This window comes from Paramesorhizobium endophyticum (assembly GCF_014640615.1).
Taxonomy (GTDB): domain Bacteria; phylum Pseudomonadota; class Alphaproteobacteria; order Rhizobiales; family Rhizobiaceae; genus Paramesorhizobium; species Paramesorhizobium endophyticum.
In genome coordinates this window covers 28,022-46,176 of record NZ_BMHH01000007.1, presented here as the reverse complement: position 1 = coordinate 46,176, position 18,155 = coordinate 28,022, and the positions used below count along the sequence as shown (strand labels likewise).

The following is an 18,155-nucleotide window of genomic DNA, read 5'->3' as shown; positions in this document are numbered from 1 at the left end:
GATGGCAAATTCCGATCCCGGTTTCGTGCGCAAGGAAATGGCGGGGGCAGAGCCGGCCCCGCTGGGCGAGCGCGGCATCGTCCGCTGGCTGCGCGTCAATCTGTTCGCCACGCCCGTGGATGCCGCAATGTCGGTCCTGGCGATTTTGGCGCTCGTCTGGTTCCTGCCGCCGGTCTTCAACTGGCTGTTCTTCAGCGCCGCATGGACCGGCACGGACCGCACCGCCTGCCTGACCGTGGCGCAGGGCGGTACGCATCCGGAAGGATGGTCCGGCGCCTGCTGGGCCTTCGTCAACGCCAAATTCGAGCAGTTCATCTACGGCCGCTATCCGATAGACCAGCGCTGGCGCGTCGATATCGTGGCGGCGCTCTTCGTCGCCCTGCTGGTGCCGCTGATGATCCCGCGCGTGCCCTACAAGAAGGCGAACGCCCTGTTGTTCTTCATCGCCTTCCCGATTGTTGCCTTTATTCTACTCGTCGGCGGCTCGTTCGGCTTCAGCCATGTCGAAACCCCGCTCTGGGGCGGCCTGCTGGTGACGCTGGTGCTCGCCTTCGTCGGCATCATCGTTTCGCTGCCGCTCGGCGTCATGCTCGCGCTTGGCCGACGGTCGAAACTGCCCGTCATCCGGCTGCTCTCCGTCATCTTCATCGAGACGGTGCGCGGCGTACCGCTGGTGACTGTGCTGTTCATGGCCAGCGTCATGCTGCCTCTGTTCCTGCCGCCCGGCGTCACCTTCGACAAGCTGTTGCGGGCGCTCATCGGCGTCGCCCTGTTCGAGGCCGCCTATCTGGCAGAGGTGGTGCGCGGCGGCCTGCAGGCCATCCCGAAGGGCCAGTTCGAGGGCGCGGATTCGCTGGGCTTGAGTTACTGGCAGAAAATGCGGCTCATCATCCTGCCGCAGGCGCTGAAACTGGTCATCCCCGGCATCGTCAACACCTTTATCAGCCTCTTCAAGGACACCAGCCTCGTTTACATCATCGGCATGTTCGACCTGCTCGGCATCGTGCGGCAGAACTTTGCCGATACGAACTGGTCATCGCCGCAGACGCCGGCGACGGGCCTCGTCTTCGCCGCTTTCGTCTTCTGGATTTTCTGTTTTGCGATGTCGCGCTATTCCATCTTCATGGAGCGCCGGCTCGATACCGCTCATAGAGCATGATCCCAAAAAGTTGCAGACTTTTTGGACAAGATCATGCGGCTAGCAAAATGAGATAAGGGAACTTACCCATGAACACACAACACAGCATCGTCGATCCGATGGAAATCCAGGCGGACCGCTCCAAGATGACGGTTTCCTCCACCGAGGTGGCGGTCGAGATCGTCAACATGCACAAATGGTATGGCGACTTCCATGTGCTGCGCGACATCAATCTGAAGGTCATGCGCGGCGAGCGCATCGTCGTCGCCGGGCCGTCCGGCTCGGGCAAGTCCACCATGATCCGCTGCATCAACCGGCTGGAAGAGCACCAGAAGGGCAAGATCATGGTCGACGGCAAGGAACTGACAAACGATCTGAAGAAGATTGACGAGGTGCGCCGCGAGGTCGGCATGGTGTTCCAGCACTTCAACCTCTTCCCGCATCTGACGATTCTCGAGAATTGCACGCTCGCGCCGATCTGGGTGCGCAAGATGCCGAAGAAGAAGGCGGAAGAGATCGCCATGCACTATCTGGAGCGGGTAAAAATCCCCGAGCAGGCGAACAAATATCCCGGTCAACTCTCCGGCGGTCAGCAGCAGCGCGTGGCCATCGCCCGCTCGCTCTGCATGAACCCGCGCATCATGCTGTTCGACGAGCCGACCTCGGCGCTCGACCCGGAAATGATCAAGGAAGTGCTCGACACCATGGTCTCGCTTGCCGAAGAAGGCATGACCATGATCTGCGTCACCCACGAAATGGGCTTCGCCCGCCAAGTCGCCAACCGCGTCATCTTCATGGACCAAGGCCAGATCGTCGAGCAGAACTCACCGAAGGAATTCTTCGACAACCCGCAACACGAGCGGACGAAGCTGTTCTTGAGCCAGATTTTGCATTGAGCGGTTTAATGGCTTGAAGAAAACACCCGCCGGATACGTGCCCGGCGGGTGTTTTTATTTCCTGTATTTGAAATCTTGTTCATCGATGCAGGAAATGAACTCCTTCTGAACGGTGGCCCATCTGGCGATGGTATTCGCTTCGTCAGGCGTCTTCTGAAGCTTTTTAAGAATTTCGAAAACCTGTTCGCGAACGGCGGCTTTGGAGCGGTAAACCTTATTTCCAACCGCAAAGCCCTTGCCATAGACTTTGGAATCGCAAAGCTGATAGGCTTTCACATATGCAGGGTGTTTATCATCCACAATGCCATATTGCGGATGGGAAAATTGACTTCCCAATGATGTGGCGGTGGTGGCGATGATTATTCCCACGCCTGTTCCGACTGAAAGGGCCCATTTATACCCTTGGGATCGACCCTGAATTTTGGGCATTCTCATCCAAAGCCTTCTCTGATTATGACTGAACCGCCGCAACCGCATCATACCCATAAAGCCAGTCGAGATCGTCGAGAAACCGCTCCGGCGGCCGCGCACGAAACAGCATATTCCGCCCCAGCGCCAGCGGTCCCGCCGCGTGGTAGGCGAAGCGGTTTAGTGACCCGCGCCGCGCCACCTTTGCGATGCGGGCCGTGCGCTCTTCGTTGAACATGGCGAGCGCCGCGGGCCATTCCGCTTCCTCGCCGGACAATGCCGCCGCGAGCGCGCAGGCGTCCTCGATCGCCATCGCCGCGCCTTGCGCCGCGAAGGGCGTCATCGCATGAGCGGCGTCGCCGAGTAGAACTGTGCGCGCGCTCAAGATGAAGCGGGGGGAGGGCATCTGGAACAGCGGCCAGAAGGTCCATTGCTCCGCCGCCGCGCGGATGACGGCGTGGATCGAAGGATGCCAGCCGGAAAAGGCCGCTTGCAGCGCGATGCTGTCGCCCTTTGAAGACCATTCCCGCCCCGGATCGCGTCCCCTGGTGATGGCGACGAAATTGAAGGATTTTCCAGCCTTGAGCGGATAGGCGATGAAATGCACGCCGCGGCCGAGCCATGCGGACACGCTGTTCTTCTCGCCAAGCGTCGTCTGGAAGATATCGGGCACCGCTCCGGCGGCAAGGCTCGCGCGCCAGGCGATATGGCCGGTGAACCGCGCGCCATCATGCGCGGCGACGGAGCGGCGCATCGACCAAACCCCGTCGCAGCCGATGAGCAACGCACCCTGGTGCTCCTCGATGCGGTCTCCGGCGTCGATCTGCACCGTCACACCGCCTTCGCTCACGCTATGGGAAATGACATTCGCGCCCAGCTTCAGGGTGATGGCGGGGTGATCCTCCGCTGCCCTGACCAGCGCCGCCTGCAGATCGGCGCGGTGGCAAACGATATAGGGCGCGTTCCAGCGCGCCTCCGCTGCCGGTCCGAGGCCCATACGGGTCAGGGTTTTGCCGTTCGCGCCATTCTTGAGATAAAGCGCATCCGGCGTCACCGCCTGCGGCAAGAGCCGGTCGAGCACGCCGAGCCGGGCGAGAAGCCGCGTGGCGTTGGGTGCAAGCTGCAACCCCGCGCCGACCTCGGAAAGAGCAGGCGTCCTGTCGAAAATGCTGACGCTGAACCCCTTCGCCGCCAGCGCCAGCGCTGCGGTCAGTCCCGCAATGCCCGCGCCGGAGATGATGATGTGTTTGGCGGGGATGGTTGTCATGGGCTTGGAGCGCCGGCGCCAAACACCCCCCTCTGGCCTGCCGGCCATCTCCCCCACAAGGGGGGAGATTGACGAGGAGTTCCGCTTTCGCCAATCGCTAATGTTGCAGGATTAGCTGCCTTGGTCGTTGCCAGCCAATCTCCCCCCTTGGGGGGGAGATGCCCGGCAGGGCAGAGGGTGGCTGGCGTTAGCGTTTCCATCTCAATGGGAATTGGCTCAAACGTTCGTCAGAACGTAGAGGCAGCCCTCAGGCCGGGTCTCCGTCCCATGCAGGTTGGGGCTGTATTTATAATGCGTCGAGCAATAGGGGCACACGGTCTCGTCGCTGTCGCCCATGTCGAGATAGACATGGGGGTGGTCGAAGGGCGGATTCGCACCGACGCACATGAACTCGTGCACACCGATTTCGATGGCGCGATGACCGGCATCGTTTTGAAAATGAGGAATGGCATGATCGGACATGGGCAGGCTCCGGCATTAACCGAGGACGATCCCGCCAAGCCCTGAGCTTCCGGGATCCTGTGACAATCGTGCCACCTGTTACCGTGGACGACCTGTTTTCGAAAAGCGGTTTGGATCAAATCGCGCGATATTTCAAGCCGAATTCCAGTCGAGCACACGGCGGACGAGCGGCGCGAGCAGCGGCTGCATGATGCCGACGACGAGGATGCCGCCGAAGATACCGGCGAGGCGGTCGATGGCGGGCAGCATGTCGGGCGAAGGGCCCTGGCCCTGCACCATCGCATGATGAGCGCCACTCCCGCCTGCAAACCGATATAGGAAGCCTCGCCTCCGCGGTGGTTGACCTGCGCGCCGACGAACAGCCCCGCCGCCATCAGGGCGAGCCAGGGCAGCAGGGCGTCCGCGGCAAGCTTCATGGCGAGAAGCCCGTAGATGCCTCCGATGAGGCAGCCAGAGGCGCGCGTGATTGCCTTCCAGTGCGGTTCGCTCTGCATGGAGATGAGGATGATGACGGCGGTGATCGGCGTTTGCCCCAGTGCAGGCAGTTGCAGGCTTTCCCAAATGGTGGGGATCATCGCGACGGCGAGGCCGCCGCTGATCGCGTTGACCGCCAGTTCCCGGTCGCCCGGTGGGTGCGCTGGAGGTGTCGCGCCGGATGCGTCCCCCTTCGGCGCCCGCTCGGCGAGCACATAATCGACAAGGCAGGCGGCGGCGATCCCGACGAGGATTTCCAGCGCGCGGTAGACGGCGAAATCAATGGCGGCGTCCGGCTTGTTGATCGATCCGAACATCACCACGACCGCCGTGACGCCGCCCAGCAGGAAGGCATAGCCATGTTTCGCACGCTCGAAACCATAGATGGAGATGGCCGTCACCACCGCGCAGGTGATCGCGAATGCAAGATGCTGGATGACGAGCGCCGCGCCCAGATAGCCGGCCACCGCACCGATGAGCGTGCCGATGGCGCGGTCGAAACTGCGCTCGAGGGTAGCCGTCACATGGCTGCGCCCGATGACGAACGCGCTGATTCCCGCCCACCAGGGATTATCGAGATGCAGCCATAGCGCGGCGAGCAGCGCCAGCATCGTGGCAAGCGTCGCCCGGACGCCGGTTTGGACATGCATGTACCGCAACGAAAGCGACAGCGCGCGCCATTCTTCTTCAAGGCTGGCGATGAGGCGCTCGACGAAGCCCAGCATGGCGGCTCAGCGCCAGAAAAACACGCGGGCGTCGGCGCCCATGAAAAGCCCGTTCGTCCGCGCCGGCTGGTCGAGCACGATGGTAACCGGCAGGCGGCGGCGCAGCCGGATCCAGTCGGTCGTCGGCGCGACGTAAGGCAGAAGCCCCTCCGGCCCCGGCTGCCGGGCGATGCCGCGGGCGACGCTCTCGACCCGGCCCGGCAGGATGTGCCACGGGTCGGCATCGAGCCAGACCCAGACGCGCGTACCCACGGGTACGGACGCCGCCACATCCTCCTTGAAATTGGCGACGATGCGCCAGCTGCCGTCATCGATGATGCCGATGAGCGGCTGGCCGGTGCTGGCATAGGCGCCGGGACGCAGGGTGAGGTTATTGACATAGCCTTCGACCGGTGAAGTCAGCCGCGTCCGTGCGAGATTATATTGCGCCATGGCCAGCTCAGCCTTGGCCGCCGCCACAGTCGCATCCGTCCTGCCCGGCGCGGCTTCGGCGCGCGCGAGCTGCGCCCGCTTCAGGTCGGCAGCAATCCGGTAGGGTCCGGGCTCGATCACGGCAAGCAGCGTGCCGGGCGTTACGCGCTGATTGTCCTTTACATCGACCGACCGGACGACCCCCGACACTTCCGGCGTGACGGCCACCAGATCGGACCGGACATAGGCATCGCCGGTATAGGCCATGAAACGGCCCGCGAGCGTGTAAAGCGCAATGCCGATGATAAGAATGCCGGCGACCCACGCCGCGCGAGCGAGGCGGGTGCTGGTGGGTTTGGGGTAAGTATTGGTTCGGGTTTTTGAGGTCATGACTCCTTAATCTATAAATATTCATATTTAATACATGGAAAATATTATTTATGAATCTGATTTGTTTTTAATAGTACTTTTGAGATGGGTGCTGGGCATACCCCTCATCCGACCGCGCTACGCGCGGCCACCTTCTCCCACAAGGGGGAGAAGGTTGGAGGATTGCATTACCGCCTCTGCCAATCGTAGACGGTGGTGTTTGGCGTTAGTGTCGAAGCCAAACACCCTCCCTTCTCCCCTTGTGGGAGAAGGTGGCCGCGCGAAAGCGCGGTCGGATGAGGGGTTTTTTCCGCAGCTTCACCGAAGCGTTTACCCCGCCTTCGTTCCCCTGTGCTATCAAACTGTCATAATAGTTTCATAGGTTCCGTGCTTGTGCGGGGTATTTCCGGACGGCAACGGAGAGTGGGTGAGATGAACGAAGTGAACACGACCATTGTTGAAGAAGCCGCGACGCGGATCGAGGCGGAGGCGGCGGCTGCGCCGGGCGAATTGTCGCTCCTCGAAAGCCCGCACCGCTTCGTCAATCGCGAATTCTCCTGGCTGCAGTTCAACGCCCGTGTGCTGGAAGAAGCCCGCAACGGAAAACAGCCATTGCTGGAGCGCCTGCGCTTCCTCTCCATTTCCGCCACCAATCTCGACGAGTTCTTCATGGTCCGCATCGCGGGTCTGGCGGCACAAGTGCGCGCCGGCATTGCCACGCGCAGCGCCGATGGCCGCACGCCGCAGGAGCAGCTCGAATTCGTGCTGGAGGAGGTCGGCAAGCTGCAGGCGGCACAGCAGGAAAAACTGCGTGTCCTGCTGGGTGAACTCGCCAAGGAAAAGATCGAGATCGTCAAGCCGGAGGCGCTGACCGATAGCGAGAAGAGCTGGCTGGAAGGCCATTTCCTCGAAACCATCTTCCCTGTGCTGACACCGCTTTCCATCGACCCGGCGCATCCGTTCCCCTTCATCCCGAATCTCGGCTTCTCCATCGCGCTGCAGCTTGCGCGCCGTGCCGATAACCACCCGATGACGGCGCTGCTGCGCCTGCCCACGGCGCTCAAGCGCTTCATCCAGCTTCCCGGCGAGAACGGCAGTTTCCGCTTCATCTCGCTCGAAAACGCGGTGAGCCTGTTCATCGGCAAGCTTTTCCCCGGCTATGTGGTGAAGGGCGCGGGCACCTTCCGCATTATCAGGGATAGCGATATCGAGGTGGAGGAAGAGGCGGAAGACCTTGTGCGCCTGTTCGAAAGCGCCTTGAAGCGCCGCCGCCGCGGTCAGGTCATCCGCATCGAGTTCGATAGCGAGATGCCGGAGGGCCTGCGCCACTTCGTCGCCACCGAGCTGGGTGTGCCTGATAATCGCATCAGCGTACTCAGCGGCCTCCTGGCGCTCAACATGATTTCGGAGATCGTCGCTATTCCACGCGCTGATCTGAAATTCGTGCCCTATAACCCGCGATTTCCCGAACGTATTCGCGAGCATGGCGGCGATTGCTTCGCGGCTATCCGGGAAAAGGACATCGTCGTCCACCACCCCTACGAATCGTTTGACGTGGTGGTTCAGTTCCTGCGTCAGGCGGCTCAAGACCCGGATGTGCTGGCGATCAAGCAGACGCTCTACCGAACCTCCAACGACAGCCCCATCGTCCGCGCGCTGGTGGATGCGGCGGAAGCGGGGAAATCCGTGACGGCTCTGGTGGAGTTGAAGGCTCGCTTCGACGAGGAGGCCAATATCCGCTGGGCGCGCGATCTGGAGCGCGCGGGCGTGCAGGTCGTTTTCGGTTTCATCGAGTTGAAGACCCACGCGAAAATGTCGCTGGTGGTGCGCCGGGAAGATTCGCGCCTGCGAACCTATGTCCATCTCGGCACCGGTAATTACCACCCCATCACCGCGCGCATCTATACCGACCTGTCCTTCTTTACGTCAGACCCGGCCATCGCGCGCGACGTCTCGCACATCTTCAATTTCATCACCGGCTATGCCCAGCCGGCGGAGGAGATGAGCCTCGCCGTCTCGCCACTGAATCTGCGCGACCGGATATTGAAGCACATCGACGACGAAATCGCCCATGCCAAGGCCGGGCGTCCCGCCGCGATCTGGATGAAGATGAATTCGCTCGTCGATCCGCAGATCATCGACGCGCTCTACCGCGCCAGCATGGGCGGGGTGGAAGTCGACCTCGTGGTGCGCGGCATCTGCTGCCTGCGGCCGGGAGTGGCGGGACTGTCGGAGAATATCCGCGCCAAATCCATCGTCGGGCGGTTCCTCGAGCATAGCCGCATCTTCTGCTTCGGCAACGGCCATGGCCTGCCCTCGGAAAAGGCGCTGGTCTATATCGGCTCCGCCGACATGATGCCGCGCAATCTCGACCGCCGGGTGGAGACGCTGGTGCCGATCACCAACGCCACGGTGCATCAGCAGGTGCTTTCGCAAATCATGCTTGCCAACATCATTGACAATCAGCAGAGCTACGAACTACTTGCCGATGGTACCTCTCGCCGGATAAAACCTGCCGAGGGAGAAGAAGCCTTCAACGCGCAGGAATACTTCATGACCAATCCCAGCCTGTCAGGGCGTGGCAAATCGCTGAAATCCTCGGCGCCCCGCCTCATCGCCCATCGCAAGCGCGCCCGCGCTGAGAGAAATCGCGGCGCATGAGTTTGCCCCAAGGCCAGGGGACGGTGGCTCAGGGCCGTCTGAAGGGGCGGCAGCCGGTCGCGGTCATCGATATCGGGTCGAACTCGGTCCGCCTCGTCGTTTATGAAGGCATCGTCCGCTCCCCGACGGTGCTTTTCAACGAGAAGATCCTGTGCGGCCTTGGCAAGGGGCTGGCGAAGACCGGCCGCCTCAACGATAAATCCGTCGAGAGCGCATTGAGCGCCCTGCGCCGGTTCCGTGCATTGGCCGCGCAGGCCGGCGCGACGAGCATTCATGCGCTCGCTACCGCCGCCGCGCGCGAGGCGGAAAACGGCCCGGCCTTCATTGCGGAGGCGGAAGCTGTGCTGCGCGCGCCCATCCAGGTGCTCTCGGGCAAGGAAGAGGCCTATTATTCGGCGCTCGGCGTCATCTCCGGCTTCCATGATCCCGACGGCATTGCGGGGGATCTCGGCGGTGGCAGCCTCGAGCTTGTCGATGTGCGCGGCCACACCATCGGCGACGGCATCACGCTGCCGCTGGGCGGCTTGCGCCTTCAGGATCTCTCCAACGGCAAGCTAACGGAAGCGGGGCAGATTGCCCACACGGAACTCGACCGGGCAACGCTGCTGAAGGAAGGGGAGGGCCGCATCTTCTATGCGGTCGGCGGCACCTGGCGAAATCTCGCCAAGCTGCACATGAACGTCAAGAACTACCCCCTTCACATCATGCACGCCTATGAGATGGACCCGAAGGAGGCGCAGAACTTCCTGGTCCGCGCCGCCAGGGGCGATATCGACCATATGCGCGGCATCGAGGCGGTGTCGAAGAACCGCCGGCAATTGCTCTCCTATGGCGCGATCGTGCTGCTCGAAACCATCCGCCGCATGAAACCCTCGAAGATCGTCTTCTCGGCGCTGGGCGTGCGCGAGGGCTATCTCTATTCTCTCCTGTCAAAAGCGGAACAGCGTTCCGATCCACTGCTTGCGGCGGCGGAGGAGACGGCGATCCTGCGCGCCCGCTCGCCGCGCCATGCCCATGAGCTGGCGGACTGGACGGAAAAGGCCTTCGCCGCGCTGGGCTTCGACGAGACGGAGGACGAGGCTCGCTACCGCCGCGCGGCCTGCCTTCTCGCCGATATCAGCTGGCGCGCTCATCCGGACTATCGCGGCTCGCAGGCGCTGAACCTCATCGCCCACGGCTCCTTCGGCGGCATCGACCATCCGGGCCGTTCCTATATGGCGCTCGCCAATTATTTCCGCCACGAGGGCGTGGTGGACGACGCCGTCGCGCCGGAAATCCTCAAACTTGCCACCCCGCGCCTGCGCGAGCGGGCAAAGCTGCTGGGCGCCCTCCTGCGCGTCGTCTACCTCCTCTCCGCCTCCATGCCGGGGATTATCCCGCATCTCCACTGGCGTGAGATGGAAAATGGCGGCCTGGAACTCGTCGTGCCGAAGGAGCATGCCGATCTGGTGGCCGAGCGGCCCGAGGGGCGCTTGCAGCACCTGGCGAAGCTGGTGGGGAAGGAACTGCATCTGGTGGTGGGGTAGAGCCGCAATTGGGCATTGCTACCCAAGGCGGTTTTAACGTCGGCGGGACAGCGCCCCCCTCTGTCCTGCCGGACATCTCCCCCGCGAGGGGGGAGATTGGCCTTCATCGAGGCCGGCATCAATCGCAAACGTCGAAGGGGGAGCGCGGTGTAAGCCGTATCAGCCAATCTCCCCCCCCCCATGCGGGGGAGATGCCCTGCAGGGCAGAGGGGGGCGCTGTCCCGCCGACATTTCTAATAGATAAAACCTCTGCGCAGGCGGCTTAGGCCAGACCCCGGCTCCGCGACGGTGGTGCCCCATGGATCCGGTTCCAGGCGCGGCGGAATTGCCGGGTGGAGGCGAAGCCGGCCTTTTCGGCGACGCTTTCCATATCGAGCCGTGAGCCGTCGACCAGTTCTCGGGCGAGGGCGACCCGCAGCCGGTTGACATAGTCGGTAACGCTCATGCCTGTGTGCTCGTTGAAGAGGCGCGACAGGTTGCGCGGGCTGGTGGCCGCGATGTCGGCCAATCGTTCCACGGACCAATCCCGCGCGGGGTCGCCCGCGATGGCGTCCTGCGCCCGGTGGATCGCTGGGTGGATATGGTTGCGGCCTTCGAGCCAGGGCGAGAGCTGCGGGTCGCTGCCGCTGCGCCTGAGATAGACGACCAGATAGCGGGCGACGGAAAGCGCCGTGGCGTGCCCGGCCTCTCGCGCCACGAGATACAGCATCAGGTCTATGCCCGCGGTGATCCCGGCGCTGGTGAGCCGTTCGCCGTCTTCCACATAGAGCCGGTTTTCGCGCACCATGGCCAAGGGCGTAATCCGCTTCAGGTCCGACATCGACGCGTGATGCGTGGTGCATTCATAGCCGTCCAGAAGACCGGCGCGGGCCGCAAGCAGCGCGCCGGAGCATATCGTCATCAGCCTTATGCCGGGCCGGATGGCGCGTTTCAGCCACGCGACGATTTCCGCTTCCTGCCGCCGTTCTTCAGCCATATCGCGGTCAAGATGACCCATCGGCTCGTCGGCGGCCCCGGAAATGATAACCAGCGCACCATCAGGCAGCGCTTCGGGCAAAGGCGCGATCCCCGCCACTTGCAGCCCGATCGAACTTCCGATGGCGGGGGAGGGGCCGATATAGGTGGCATCGAAGCCGACGGTTTGCTGATCCAGATTGGCCTTGCGCAGCACTTCCATCGGCCCGGCAATATCAAGCAGGAGCGCGCGCGGAGGCACCACCACGAAAACCGGGATGGTCCTCCGCGCGCCCATCATCATGCCGCCTGCAGCGGGCTGGCCAGCGCCTCGTCCACCGTGACGATGCGCGCGAAGCGGCCCGCGAGCACCAACTCAGTGCGGGCGCGGATTTCATCGGCGCTCCAGACGCGGCCCGTCGCATCGGCCATCGGGAAGGTCAGTGTCGCCTCGCCTGCATAATCAACCTTATAGCCGAGATCGGAGGCATGGCGCGTCGTGGTCTCGCAGCATTGCTCGGTGCGGATGCCGGAGATGATCACGCGGCTTATGCCGTTCTTCGTCAGCCACACATCGAGGCCGGTGCCGACGAGCGCGCTGTGCCGCGTTTTCCTGAACACCGCATCGGGGATGATGCTAAGGCCCTCGAGCGGCCTCACAAAGCCAGACGCTTCGGAAAACGGGCCGCTTTCCTCGACATGGTAGATCTGCACCACCGGTATTCCGGCGGCCTTCGCCCCATCGATCAACGCCTGCTGGCGCTCGATATAGGCTGCGACGCCTTCCTCGCGGAAATAAGGCCGGTGGCGGAAGGATTCCTGAACGTCGATTACGATCAAGGCGGTATCAGCGGACATTTTTGGCATCTCCAGATGGTTGATCCGGAATGGAGAATAAACAAGTCCCGCCGTTGGTAAATGTCGGTTCCGGACCGATAGGGGACAATTCGCGCCAATGAGGGGAGCGGTTCCCGCCGTGTTATCTGGACAAATCCTGCTCGATCAGAAGCCGGATATAGCGGGTGAAGGGCACACCTTTGGCCGCCGCCTTTGCCTTTACCGCATCAAGCAGGCTCTGGGGAATCCGCATGTTGAGCGCGGCTGCTTTCTTTTCGAATTCATAGCGCACCGGCTCGGCAGCGCTCCAGTCATATTCCGACAGGTCGGCCTGTGCGACAAAATCCTCCGCCGCCTCATCCGTCGGCAGGCTTGGCCATTGCTTTTTCGATCTGCTCATAGGCTCTCACCTCCTTGTCGTGCATGTGGCGGGCGCTGATAAGCCGGAGATAAATGTACCCGTCTCGCTCCCGATGCGTGTACACGATGAAAACTATCCGGCCATCCGGCGCGCGGCCTGCCGTGCGATACCGCGTCTCGCCCGGATTGGGATCAGGAATACGGAACGTCATATGCCGCAACACCTGCTCGATCTCGTCCAGGCTGACGCCATGCTTTCCGCATTTCGGCCAGTTGCCCTCGTCCCAGTCGAAACCTGCGATCTTCTCCCCCATAAGGTATGTGTAGTCATTTGCGTCTACAAGTGCAATGACAGGTACATCTTATTGGGTTAGAGAGGGGAGCGCTCAACCCAGCTCCACCGCCGTGATCTTCCGGTTCTCGAACTTTATCCCGATCTTGCCATCGATGAGCTTGAGCGCTTTTTCGCCGAAAATCTCGCGCCGCCAGCCGTGGAGCGCGGGAACGTCGGCCTTTTCGCCCTCGATGGCGATCTTGTCGATGTCGTCGGAATTGGCGACGATCTTGGCGGCGACGCCATATTCCTCGGTCACGAGCTTCAGCAGCACTTTCAGCAGGTCCGCCGCCGCGCCCGCGCCCTCCGGGGAGTGCGATTGCTTGGGCAGGCGCGGCATCTGGTCCCGCGGGATCGCCAGCGCTTGCGTGACGGCGGCGATGAGGCCGGCCGCCTGGCTCGAACGCTCCCAGCCCTTCGGGATCGAGCGGAGCTTGCCCAGCGCCTCGGCATCAGCCGGTTGCTGCTGGGCGATTTCATAGATGGTGTCGTCCTTGATGATGCGCCCGCGCGGTACGTTGCGCTCGCGCGCCTCGCGTTCGCGCCACGCCGCCACGGAACGCAGCACCGCCAGTTCCTGCGGCTTCTTCAGCCGCGACTTCAGGCGCTTCCATGCGTCGTCCGGATGCATGTCATAGGTTTCGCGCGCGGTGAGAATGCCCATTTCCTCGTTCACCCAGTCGGCGCGGCCCTCCTTTTCGAGCAGCGCCTTCAGGTGCAGATATACGTCGCGCAGATGCGTCACATCGGCGAGCGCATATTCCAGCTGCTTCTGCGAAAGCGGCCGCTGGCGCCAGTCGGTGAAGCGGGAGGATTTGTCGAGATGCTCGCCGGTCACCCGGTTGACGAGCTGATCATAGGAAACGGCGTCGCCGAAACCGCAGACCATCGCAGCCACCTGCGTGTCGAACACCGGATGCGGAATGAGATCGCCCAGATGGAAGATGATCTCGATATCCTGCCGCGCGGCATGGAACACCTTCATCACCTTCTCATTCGCCATCAGCGAGAAGAAGGGCGCCAGGTCCAGACCGGGCGCCAGCGCATCCACCAGCGCCGTCGCGTCGGGCGAGGCCATCTGGATCACGCACAGTTCCGGCCAGAAGGTCGTCTCCCGGATGAACTCGGTGTCGATGGTGATAAAATCGGACTTCGAAAGGGCGGAAACGGCCTCTTCAAGGGCCTCGGTCGTGGTAATCAGTTTCATAAAATTTTGTATAGCAGGCAGAAGCAAATAGTGAATAGCCAATAGCGGCCTGTGGGTAACGAATAGTAAGAAAAGGTAAGGAGCAGCGAAAGCCGTCGCGACCGCCATTCCCCTTGCGCTATTTGCCCTTACGCCTTGACAAATCCCGGTCAAAATGCGCTTGTCCGCCCAATTTTTCATGAAAATTCGCCCGGCGTTTTTTCTTTACAAATCAGAGGCTGACATCATGCACCGTTACCGCAGCCACACCTGCGCGGCCCTTCGCAAGTCGGACGTCGGATCGACCGTCCGACTGTCCGGCTGGGTCCATCGCGTCCGCGACCATGGCGGCATTCTCTTCATCGACCTGCGCGACCATTACGGCCTGACCCAGATCGTCGCCGACCCCGATTCGCCCGCCTTCAAGGTGGCCGAGACGGTGCGCGGCGAATGGGTGATCCGCGTCGATGGCGAGGTGAAGGCCCGCACGGGCGATACGGTCAACCCGAACCTGCCGACAGGCGAGGTGGAAATCTTCGCGACCGAGATCGAAGTCCTGTCCGCCGCCAAGGAACTGCCGCTGCCGGTGTTCGGCGAGCCGGACTATCCCGAGGACATTCGCCTCAAATACCGCTTCCTCGACCTGCGCCGCGACACGCTGCACCGGAACATCATGAGCCGCACCAGGATCATCGCCGCCATGCGCCGGCGCATGACCGAGATCGGCTTCAACGAATTCTCGACGCCGATCCTGACCGCTTCCTCGCCGGAGGGCGCACGCGACTTCCTCGTGCCGAGCCGTATCCACGAGGGCAAATTCTACGCGCTGCCACAGGCGCCGCAGCAATATAAGCAATTGCTGATGGTTGCCGGTTTCGACCGCTATTTCCAGATTGCGCCCTGCTTCCGCGACGAGGACCCGCGCGCCGACCGCCTGCCGGGCGAGTTCTACCAGCTCGATCTCGAAATGAGCTTCGTCACCCAGGAAGAGATCTGGGAGACCATGGAGCCTGTCATGCGCGGCATCTTCGAGGAATTCGCCGAAGGCAAGCCGGTGACGCAAACCTTCCTGCGCATTCCCTATGACGAGGCGATCCGTAAATATGGCTCCGACAAGCCGGACTTGCGCAACCCAATTGTCATGGAAGCGGTGACCGACCATTTCGCCGGTTCCGGCTTCAAAGTCTTCGCCAATATGATCGCTGGCGACCCAAAGGTGGAAGTCTGGGCTATCCCCGCCAAGACGGGCGGCAGCAGAGCCTTCTGCGACCGCATGAACTCTTGGGCGCAGCAGCAGGGCCAGCCGGGCCTTGGCTATATCTTCTGGCGCAAGGAGGGCGACAAGCTCGAAGGCGCGGGACCGATTGCCAAGAACATTGGCGAGGAGCGCACCGAGGCGATCCGCACTCAGCTCGGCCTCAGCGACGGCGACGCCTGCTTCTTCGTCGCCGGTCAGCCGTCAAAGTTCTACAAATTCGCAGGGGAAGCCCGGACCCGCGCGGGCGAGGAACTGAATCTCGTCGACCGCGACCGCTTCGAACTTGCCTGGATCATCGACTTTCCGTTCTACGAATGGGACGAGGACAACAAGAAGCTCGACTTCGCCCACAACCCGTTCTCCATGCCGCAGGGCGGGCTGGACGCGCTTGAAAACAAGGACCCGCTGGAGATCAAGGCCTATCAGTACGACCTTGTCTGCAACGGCTACGAGATCGCGTCGGGCTCGATCCGCAACCAGCTTCCTGAAGTCATGGTCAAGGCGTTCGAGAAGGTGGGCTTGACCCAGCAGGATGTGGAAGAACGCTTCGGCGGCCTCTACCGCGCCTTCCAATATGGCGCGCCGCCGCACGGCGGCATGGCAGCGGGCGTCGACCGCATCATCATGCTGCTCGTCGGCGCGAAGAATCTGCGCGAAATCTCGCTCTTCCCGATGAACCAGCAGGCACTCGACCTGCTCATGGGCGCGCCGTCGGAGGTGACGCCTGCGCAACTGCGCGACCTGCACATCAGGCTGAACCCGGTGAAGAAGGACGCATAGTCCGGCTTGCCGTATGCTTGAACTGAGCGGCGAAAAATAGTATATACGCCTTCGTAGATACGAACGGAGGCGTATATGCCCCAACTTGCGCGCGTATTTCAATCCGGCAATTCGCAGGCCGTCCGCCTGCCGAAGGAATTTCGTTTGGATGTCGATTGCGTGGAGATCACGCGCGAAGGCGATGCGCTTGTCCTGCGCCCCCATGTGGAGCCAACCGAGCCGTGGGCGAACCTGAAAACGGCATTGGCCCGCGGTTTTAGTGATGATTTCATGGCGAACGGCCGCGAGCAGCCGGAACAGCAGGAGCGACCGGAGCTTGACGAGCTGTTTCGGTGATCTCGCATCTTCTAGACACGAACGCCGTCATCTCGTTCACGGGTCGTAAATCGGATGCATTGGTCAGGCGTGTCCTGGGCAAGGCCAAGGGCAGTATTGGCCTTTCATCGGTCGTAGCGTTCGAGTTGTATTTTGGGGCGCTGAAAAGTGCGAGGATCGAATACAATCTCGAAACAGTGCGGTTGATTTTGGCGGACTTTCCAATCCTCGACTTCGATCAGAACGACGCCTTTGTCGCAGGAGAAATCCGCGCCGCTCTTGCCGCGAAAGGCACGCCAATCGGCCCATATGATTTGCTGATTGCAGGGCAAGCGAAAGCCAGAGGCTTGACGCTGGTTACCAATAATACGCGTGAGTTTAGCCGGGTCGAAAACCTGCAGCTGGAAGATTGGTCTCTCTGATCATTTTGAAGGAGTGCCCCGAATAGGGCACCCCTTCTTGATAATGCATTACTTATCCGCCGTCACCGTCACGCCCAGCACGTCGGGCAGGCGTTCGGGCTGGGCGGAGCCGGTGGCGGTCAGCACGGCGACCGGGACGGGCGAGGGCGGCGCGGCGCGGATCTCGAGCGATTTCGGGTTGTCGAGATAGGCGCTGACGGCCTGCGTTACCTGTGCGGCGAAGGCGGCGTTTTTCAGCTGTCCGGCGAGGAGCGGCAGCGCCGCCTTCGTCAAGTTTACCACCGTCGAGCGGTCCGTGTTCTGCTTCTTGGCGTAATAATCAAGGATCTTCCCCGTCAGCGAGGCATCCTCGAACCGGATTGACGCGCCGTTGACCGTCAATTGCTGCATGAGGCCGAGTGTCGCCATGCCCGCCGTGTTCTTGTCCTTGGTGGCGGCCAGTTCGGTCTGTGCCTGCTGCATCTCCTTGACGAAGTCGAGCGTATAGCCGCCCATGTCGAGGGTCACGCTGAGCTTGCCGCCTTCATTCATGTTGAAATCGAACTGGTCGAGCTTGAAACGTCCGTCCGCCGGCGCCCAGTTCGCCTTGGAGACGATATTGCCGGTGATTTTCTTGTAGCCCATCGTCTCCAGCGCCTTGGTCAGCTCCGATGGCTTGGCCTTGGCGACGTCCACGGTTACATTGCCGATGTCCCAGCTGGTGTCGATGGGGCTGCCCTCCTTATAGGGCGAGACCGTGGTCGTGATGTCCTTCAGCAGGGCGAATTCCTTGCCGTCCTGGGTGAGGGTGGCCTCGGCGATCTTTGCCGTCTGGTAATAGACATAGCTGGCGAGCGGATCCGACGAGCCCTTGGGCGCCAGGTGCATCTTGTCCATCTCGATGCCCTTGGCCGCGATGGTCAACTCGCCGAAGGGGAAGGTCACATCAGGCATGGTCGCCTTGGTGATGTCGTAGCCGCCATCGGGTGCGTCGGTGACGCCGTCAAGCGTGATGTCGCCGAGGTCGAAGGGCTTCTGGTCCGCCGGGGAGCCGGGCATCTTCAGCGTGGCGTCCTTCAGCACGACGGTCGCGCCGCTGGTGGTGACCTGCCCGTAGCTGAGCTGGCCGCCCTGTTCGGCATAAAGCTCCTTCATGCGTTCCGCCACGGCATTGCCCTCGAAGGCGAAAGCGGAACTCGCCATCAGGAGCGACAGGGCCGATGCAACCATCAGGCTGCGTGCCGTGGATTTCAAGGTGACGGGCATGTTGTTTCCTCGTTGGTGGATGTGATTCTCTTTAGCCGAGAGATAAACCGGCGGATTGCGTCTAAATCGCGTTCATAAAGCTTCGCTTCAACTGGAAAAATATAGGGAGCGTCTCGCCTTTCCGCCA

General features: G+C 61.9%; 17 protein-coding genes and 1 pseudogene. 7 read left to right on the top strand and 11 right to left on the bottom strand.

What is annotated here, in order from left to right; translation table 11 throughout:
* Position 1: 1 nt before the first annotated feature.
* A complete protein-coding gene (locus IEX53_RS10250; RefSeq protein WP_188824082.1) occupies positions 2 to 1,159 on the top strand; it encodes an amino acid ABC transporter permease in 1,158 nt (385 codons plus the stop codon).
* 68 nt (positions 1,160 to 1,227) lie between these two features.
* The gene (locus tag IEX53_RS10245; RefSeq protein ID WP_308429137.1) at positions 1,228 to 2,034 is read left to right on the top strand and encodes an amino acid ABC transporter ATP-binding protein; all 807 of its coding nucleotides are present in this window, start codon (positions 1,228 to 1,230) and stop codon (positions 2,032 to 2,034) included.
* A 54-nt stretch (positions 2,035 to 2,088) separates the two neighbouring features.
* Here the strand turns inward: IEX53_RS10245 and IEX53_RS10240 are convergent, their stop codons facing one another.
* The 5 genes and pseudogenes from IEX53_RS10240 to IEX53_RS10225 all read right to left on the bottom strand — a co-directional run bounded on the left by IEX53_RS10240 (position 2,089) and on the right by IEX53_RS10225 (position 6,171).
* The gene (locus IEX53_RS10240; protein WP_188824081.1) at positions 2,089 to 2,463 is read right to left on the bottom strand and encodes a hypothetical protein; all 375 of its coding nucleotides are present in this window, start codon (positions 2,461 to 2,463) and stop codon (positions 2,089 to 2,091) included.
* Positions 2,464 to 2,485: 22 nt separating this feature from the next.
* Entirely contained in the window at positions 2,486 to 3,709 is a 1,224-nt protein-coding gene (locus IEX53_RS10235; RefSeq protein WP_188824080.1) for an FAD-binding protein, read from the bottom strand.
* 216 nt (positions 3,710 to 3,925) lie between these two features.
* Positions 3,926 to 4,171 (bottom strand): zinc-finger domain-containing protein, encoded by a 246-nt coding sequence (locus tag IEX53_RS10230; protein WP_188824079.1) that lies wholly within the window; start codon positions 4,169 to 4,171, stop codon positions 3,926 to 3,928.
* Between the two features lie 686 nt (positions 4,172 to 4,857).
* Positions 4,858 to 5,295 (bottom strand): annotated as a pseudogene (locus tag IEX53_RS23860) (FUSC family protein); the annotation flags it as partial.
* A gap of 81 nt (positions 5,296 to 5,376) precedes the next feature.
* Positions 5,377 to 6,171 carry an HlyD family secretion protein gene (locus tag IEX53_RS10225; protein WP_188824078.1) on the bottom strand — a complete coding sequence of 265 codons (795 nt, stop codon included), beginning with the start codon at positions 6,169 to 6,171 and terminating at the stop codon, positions 5,377 to 5,379.
* A gap of 456 nt (positions 6,172 to 6,627) precedes the next feature.
* Between IEX53_RS10225 and IEX53_RS10220 the strand changes: the two genes are divergently transcribed.
* The gene (locus IEX53_RS10220) at positions 6,628 to 8,811 is read left to right on the top strand and encodes an RNA degradosome polyphosphate kinase (RefSeq protein WP_236016139.1); all 2,184 of its coding nucleotides are present in this window, start codon (positions 6,628 to 6,630) and stop codon (positions 8,809 to 8,811) included.
* The gene (ppx, locus tag IEX53_RS10215; protein ID WP_188824076.1) at positions 8,808 to 10,337 is read left to right on the top strand and encodes an exopolyphosphatase; all 1,530 of its coding nucleotides are present in this window, start codon (positions 8,808 to 8,810) and stop codon (positions 10,335 to 10,337) included. Before IEX53_RS10220 ends, ppx begins: the two co-directional genes overlap by 4 nt.
* A 262-nt stretch (positions 10,338 to 10,599) precedes the next feature.
* Here the strand turns inward: ppx and IEX53_RS10210 are convergent, their stop codons facing one another.
* The 5 genes from IEX53_RS10210 to rnd all read right to left on the bottom strand — a co-directional run bounded on the left by IEX53_RS10210 (position 10,600) and on the right by rnd (position 14,029).
* On the bottom strand, positions 10,600 to 11,595 hold the full coding sequence (locus IEX53_RS10210; protein WP_236016122.1) for a GlxA family transcriptional regulator: 996 nt from the start codon (positions 11,593 to 11,595) through the stop codon (positions 10,600 to 10,602).
* The gene (locus tag IEX53_RS10205) at positions 11,592 to 12,149 is read right to left on the bottom strand and encodes an isochorismatase family protein (protein WP_188824075.1); all 558 of its coding nucleotides are present in this window, start codon (positions 12,147 to 12,149) and stop codon (positions 11,592 to 11,594) included. The genes IEX53_RS10210 and IEX53_RS10205 overlap by 4 nt, the downstream gene beginning before the upstream one ends.
* A 121-nt stretch (positions 12,150 to 12,270) precedes the next feature.
* Positions 12,271 to 12,528: a CopG family antitoxin gene (locus IEX53_RS10200; protein ID WP_188824074.1), complete on the bottom strand. Its 258-nt coding sequence runs from the start codon at positions 12,526 to 12,528 to the stop codon at positions 12,271 to 12,273.
* A complete protein-coding gene (locus IEX53_RS10195) occupies positions 12,485 to 12,802 on the bottom strand; it encodes a BrnT family toxin (RefSeq protein ID WP_188824073.1) in 318 nt (105 codons plus the stop codon). The genes IEX53_RS10200 and IEX53_RS10195 overlap by 44 nt, the downstream gene beginning before the upstream one ends.
* Before the next feature lie 72 nt (positions 12,803 to 12,874).
* A complete protein-coding gene (rnd, locus tag IEX53_RS10190) occupies positions 12,875 to 14,029 on the bottom strand; it encodes a ribonuclease D (protein ID WP_188824072.1) in 1,155 nt (384 codons plus the stop codon).
* 226 nt (positions 14,030 to 14,255) lie between these two features.
* On the opposite strand from rnd, the gene aspS reads away from it, so the two are divergent.
* From aspS to IEX53_RS10175, 3 genes are all read left to right on the top strand, one after another.
* Complete coding sequence (gene aspS / locus IEX53_RS10185) at positions 14,256 to 16,046, top strand: aspartate--tRNA ligase (RefSeq protein ID WP_188824071.1); 1,791 nt, start codon at positions 14,256 to 14,258, stop codon at positions 16,044 to 16,046.
* Between the two features lie 75 nt (positions 16,047 to 16,121).
* Entirely contained in the window at positions 16,122 to 16,382 is a 261-nt protein-coding gene (locus IEX53_RS10180; RefSeq protein ID WP_188824070.1) for an antitoxin, read from the top strand.
* The gene (locus IEX53_RS10175) at positions 16,379 to 16,783 is read left to right on the top strand and encodes a type II toxin-antitoxin system VapC family toxin (protein WP_188824069.1); all 405 of its coding nucleotides are present in this window, start codon (positions 16,379 to 16,381) and stop codon (positions 16,781 to 16,783) included. Before IEX53_RS10180 ends, IEX53_RS10175 begins: the two co-directional genes overlap by 4 nt.
* A 48-nt stretch (positions 16,784 to 16,831) precedes the next feature.
* Here IEX53_RS10175 and IEX53_RS10170 read toward each other — a convergent pair whose 3' ends face one another.
* On the bottom strand, positions 16,832 to 18,028 hold the full coding sequence (locus IEX53_RS10170) for an aq_1923 C-terminal domain (RefSeq protein ID WP_188824068.1): 1,197 nt from the start codon (positions 18,026 to 18,028) through the stop codon (positions 16,832 to 16,834).
* Positions 18,029 to 18,155: the final 127 nt, after the last annotated feature.

Coding starts and splice junctions, on each gene's coding strand:
- IEX53_RS10250 (WP_188824082.1), top strand. CDS start 2: ATGGCAAATTCCGATCCCGGTTTCGTGCGCAAGGAAATGGCGGGGGCA.
- IEX53_RS10245 (WP_308429137.1), top strand. CDS start 1,228: ATGAACACACAACACAGCATCGTCGATCCGATGGAAATCCAGGCGGAC.
- IEX53_RS10240 (WP_188824081.1), bottom strand. CDS start 2,463: ATGCCCAAAATTCAGGGTCGATCCCAAGGGTATAAATGGGCCCTTTCA.
- IEX53_RS10235 (WP_188824080.1), bottom strand. CDS start 3,709: ATGACAACCATCCCCGCCAAACACATCATCATCTCCGGCGCGGGCATT.
- IEX53_RS10230 (WP_188824079.1), bottom strand. CDS start 4,171: ATGTCCGATCATGCCATTCCTCATTTTCAAAACGATGCCGGTCATCGC.
- IEX53_RS10225 (WP_188824078.1), bottom strand. CDS start 6,171: ATGACCTCAAAAACCCGAACCAATACTTACCCCAAACCCACCAGCACC.
- ppx (WP_188824076.1), top strand. CDS start 8,808: ATGAGTTTGCCCCAAGGCCAGGGGACGGTGGCTCAGGGCCGTCTGAAG.
- IEX53_RS10210 (WP_236016122.1), bottom strand. CDS start 11,595: ATGATGATGGGCGCGCGGAGGACCATCCCGGTTTTCGTGGTGGTGCCT.
- IEX53_RS10205 (WP_188824075.1), bottom strand. CDS start 12,149: ATGTCCGCTGATACCGCCTTGATCGTAATCGACGTTCAGGAATCCTTC.
- IEX53_RS10200 (WP_188824074.1), bottom strand. CDS start 12,528: ATGAGCAGATCGAAAAAGCAATGGCCAAGCCTGCCGACGGATGAGGCG.
- IEX53_RS10195 (WP_188824073.1), bottom strand. CDS start 12,802: ATGGGGGAGAAGATCGCAGGTTTCGACTGGGACGAGGGCAACTGGCCG.
- rnd (WP_188824072.1), bottom strand. CDS start 14,029: ATGAAACTGATTACCACGACCGAGGCCCTTGAAGAGGCCGTTTCCGCC.
- aspS (WP_188824071.1), top strand. CDS start 14,256: ATGCACCGTTACCGCAGCCACACCTGCGCGGCCCTTCGCAAGTCGGAC.
- IEX53_RS10180 (WP_188824070.1), top strand. CDS start 16,122: ATGCCCCAACTTGCGCGCGTATTTCAATCCGGCAATTCGCAGGCCGTC.
- IEX53_RS10170 (WP_188824068.1), bottom strand. CDS start 18,028: ATGCCCGTCACCTTGAAATCCACGGCACGCAGCCTGATGGTTGCATCG.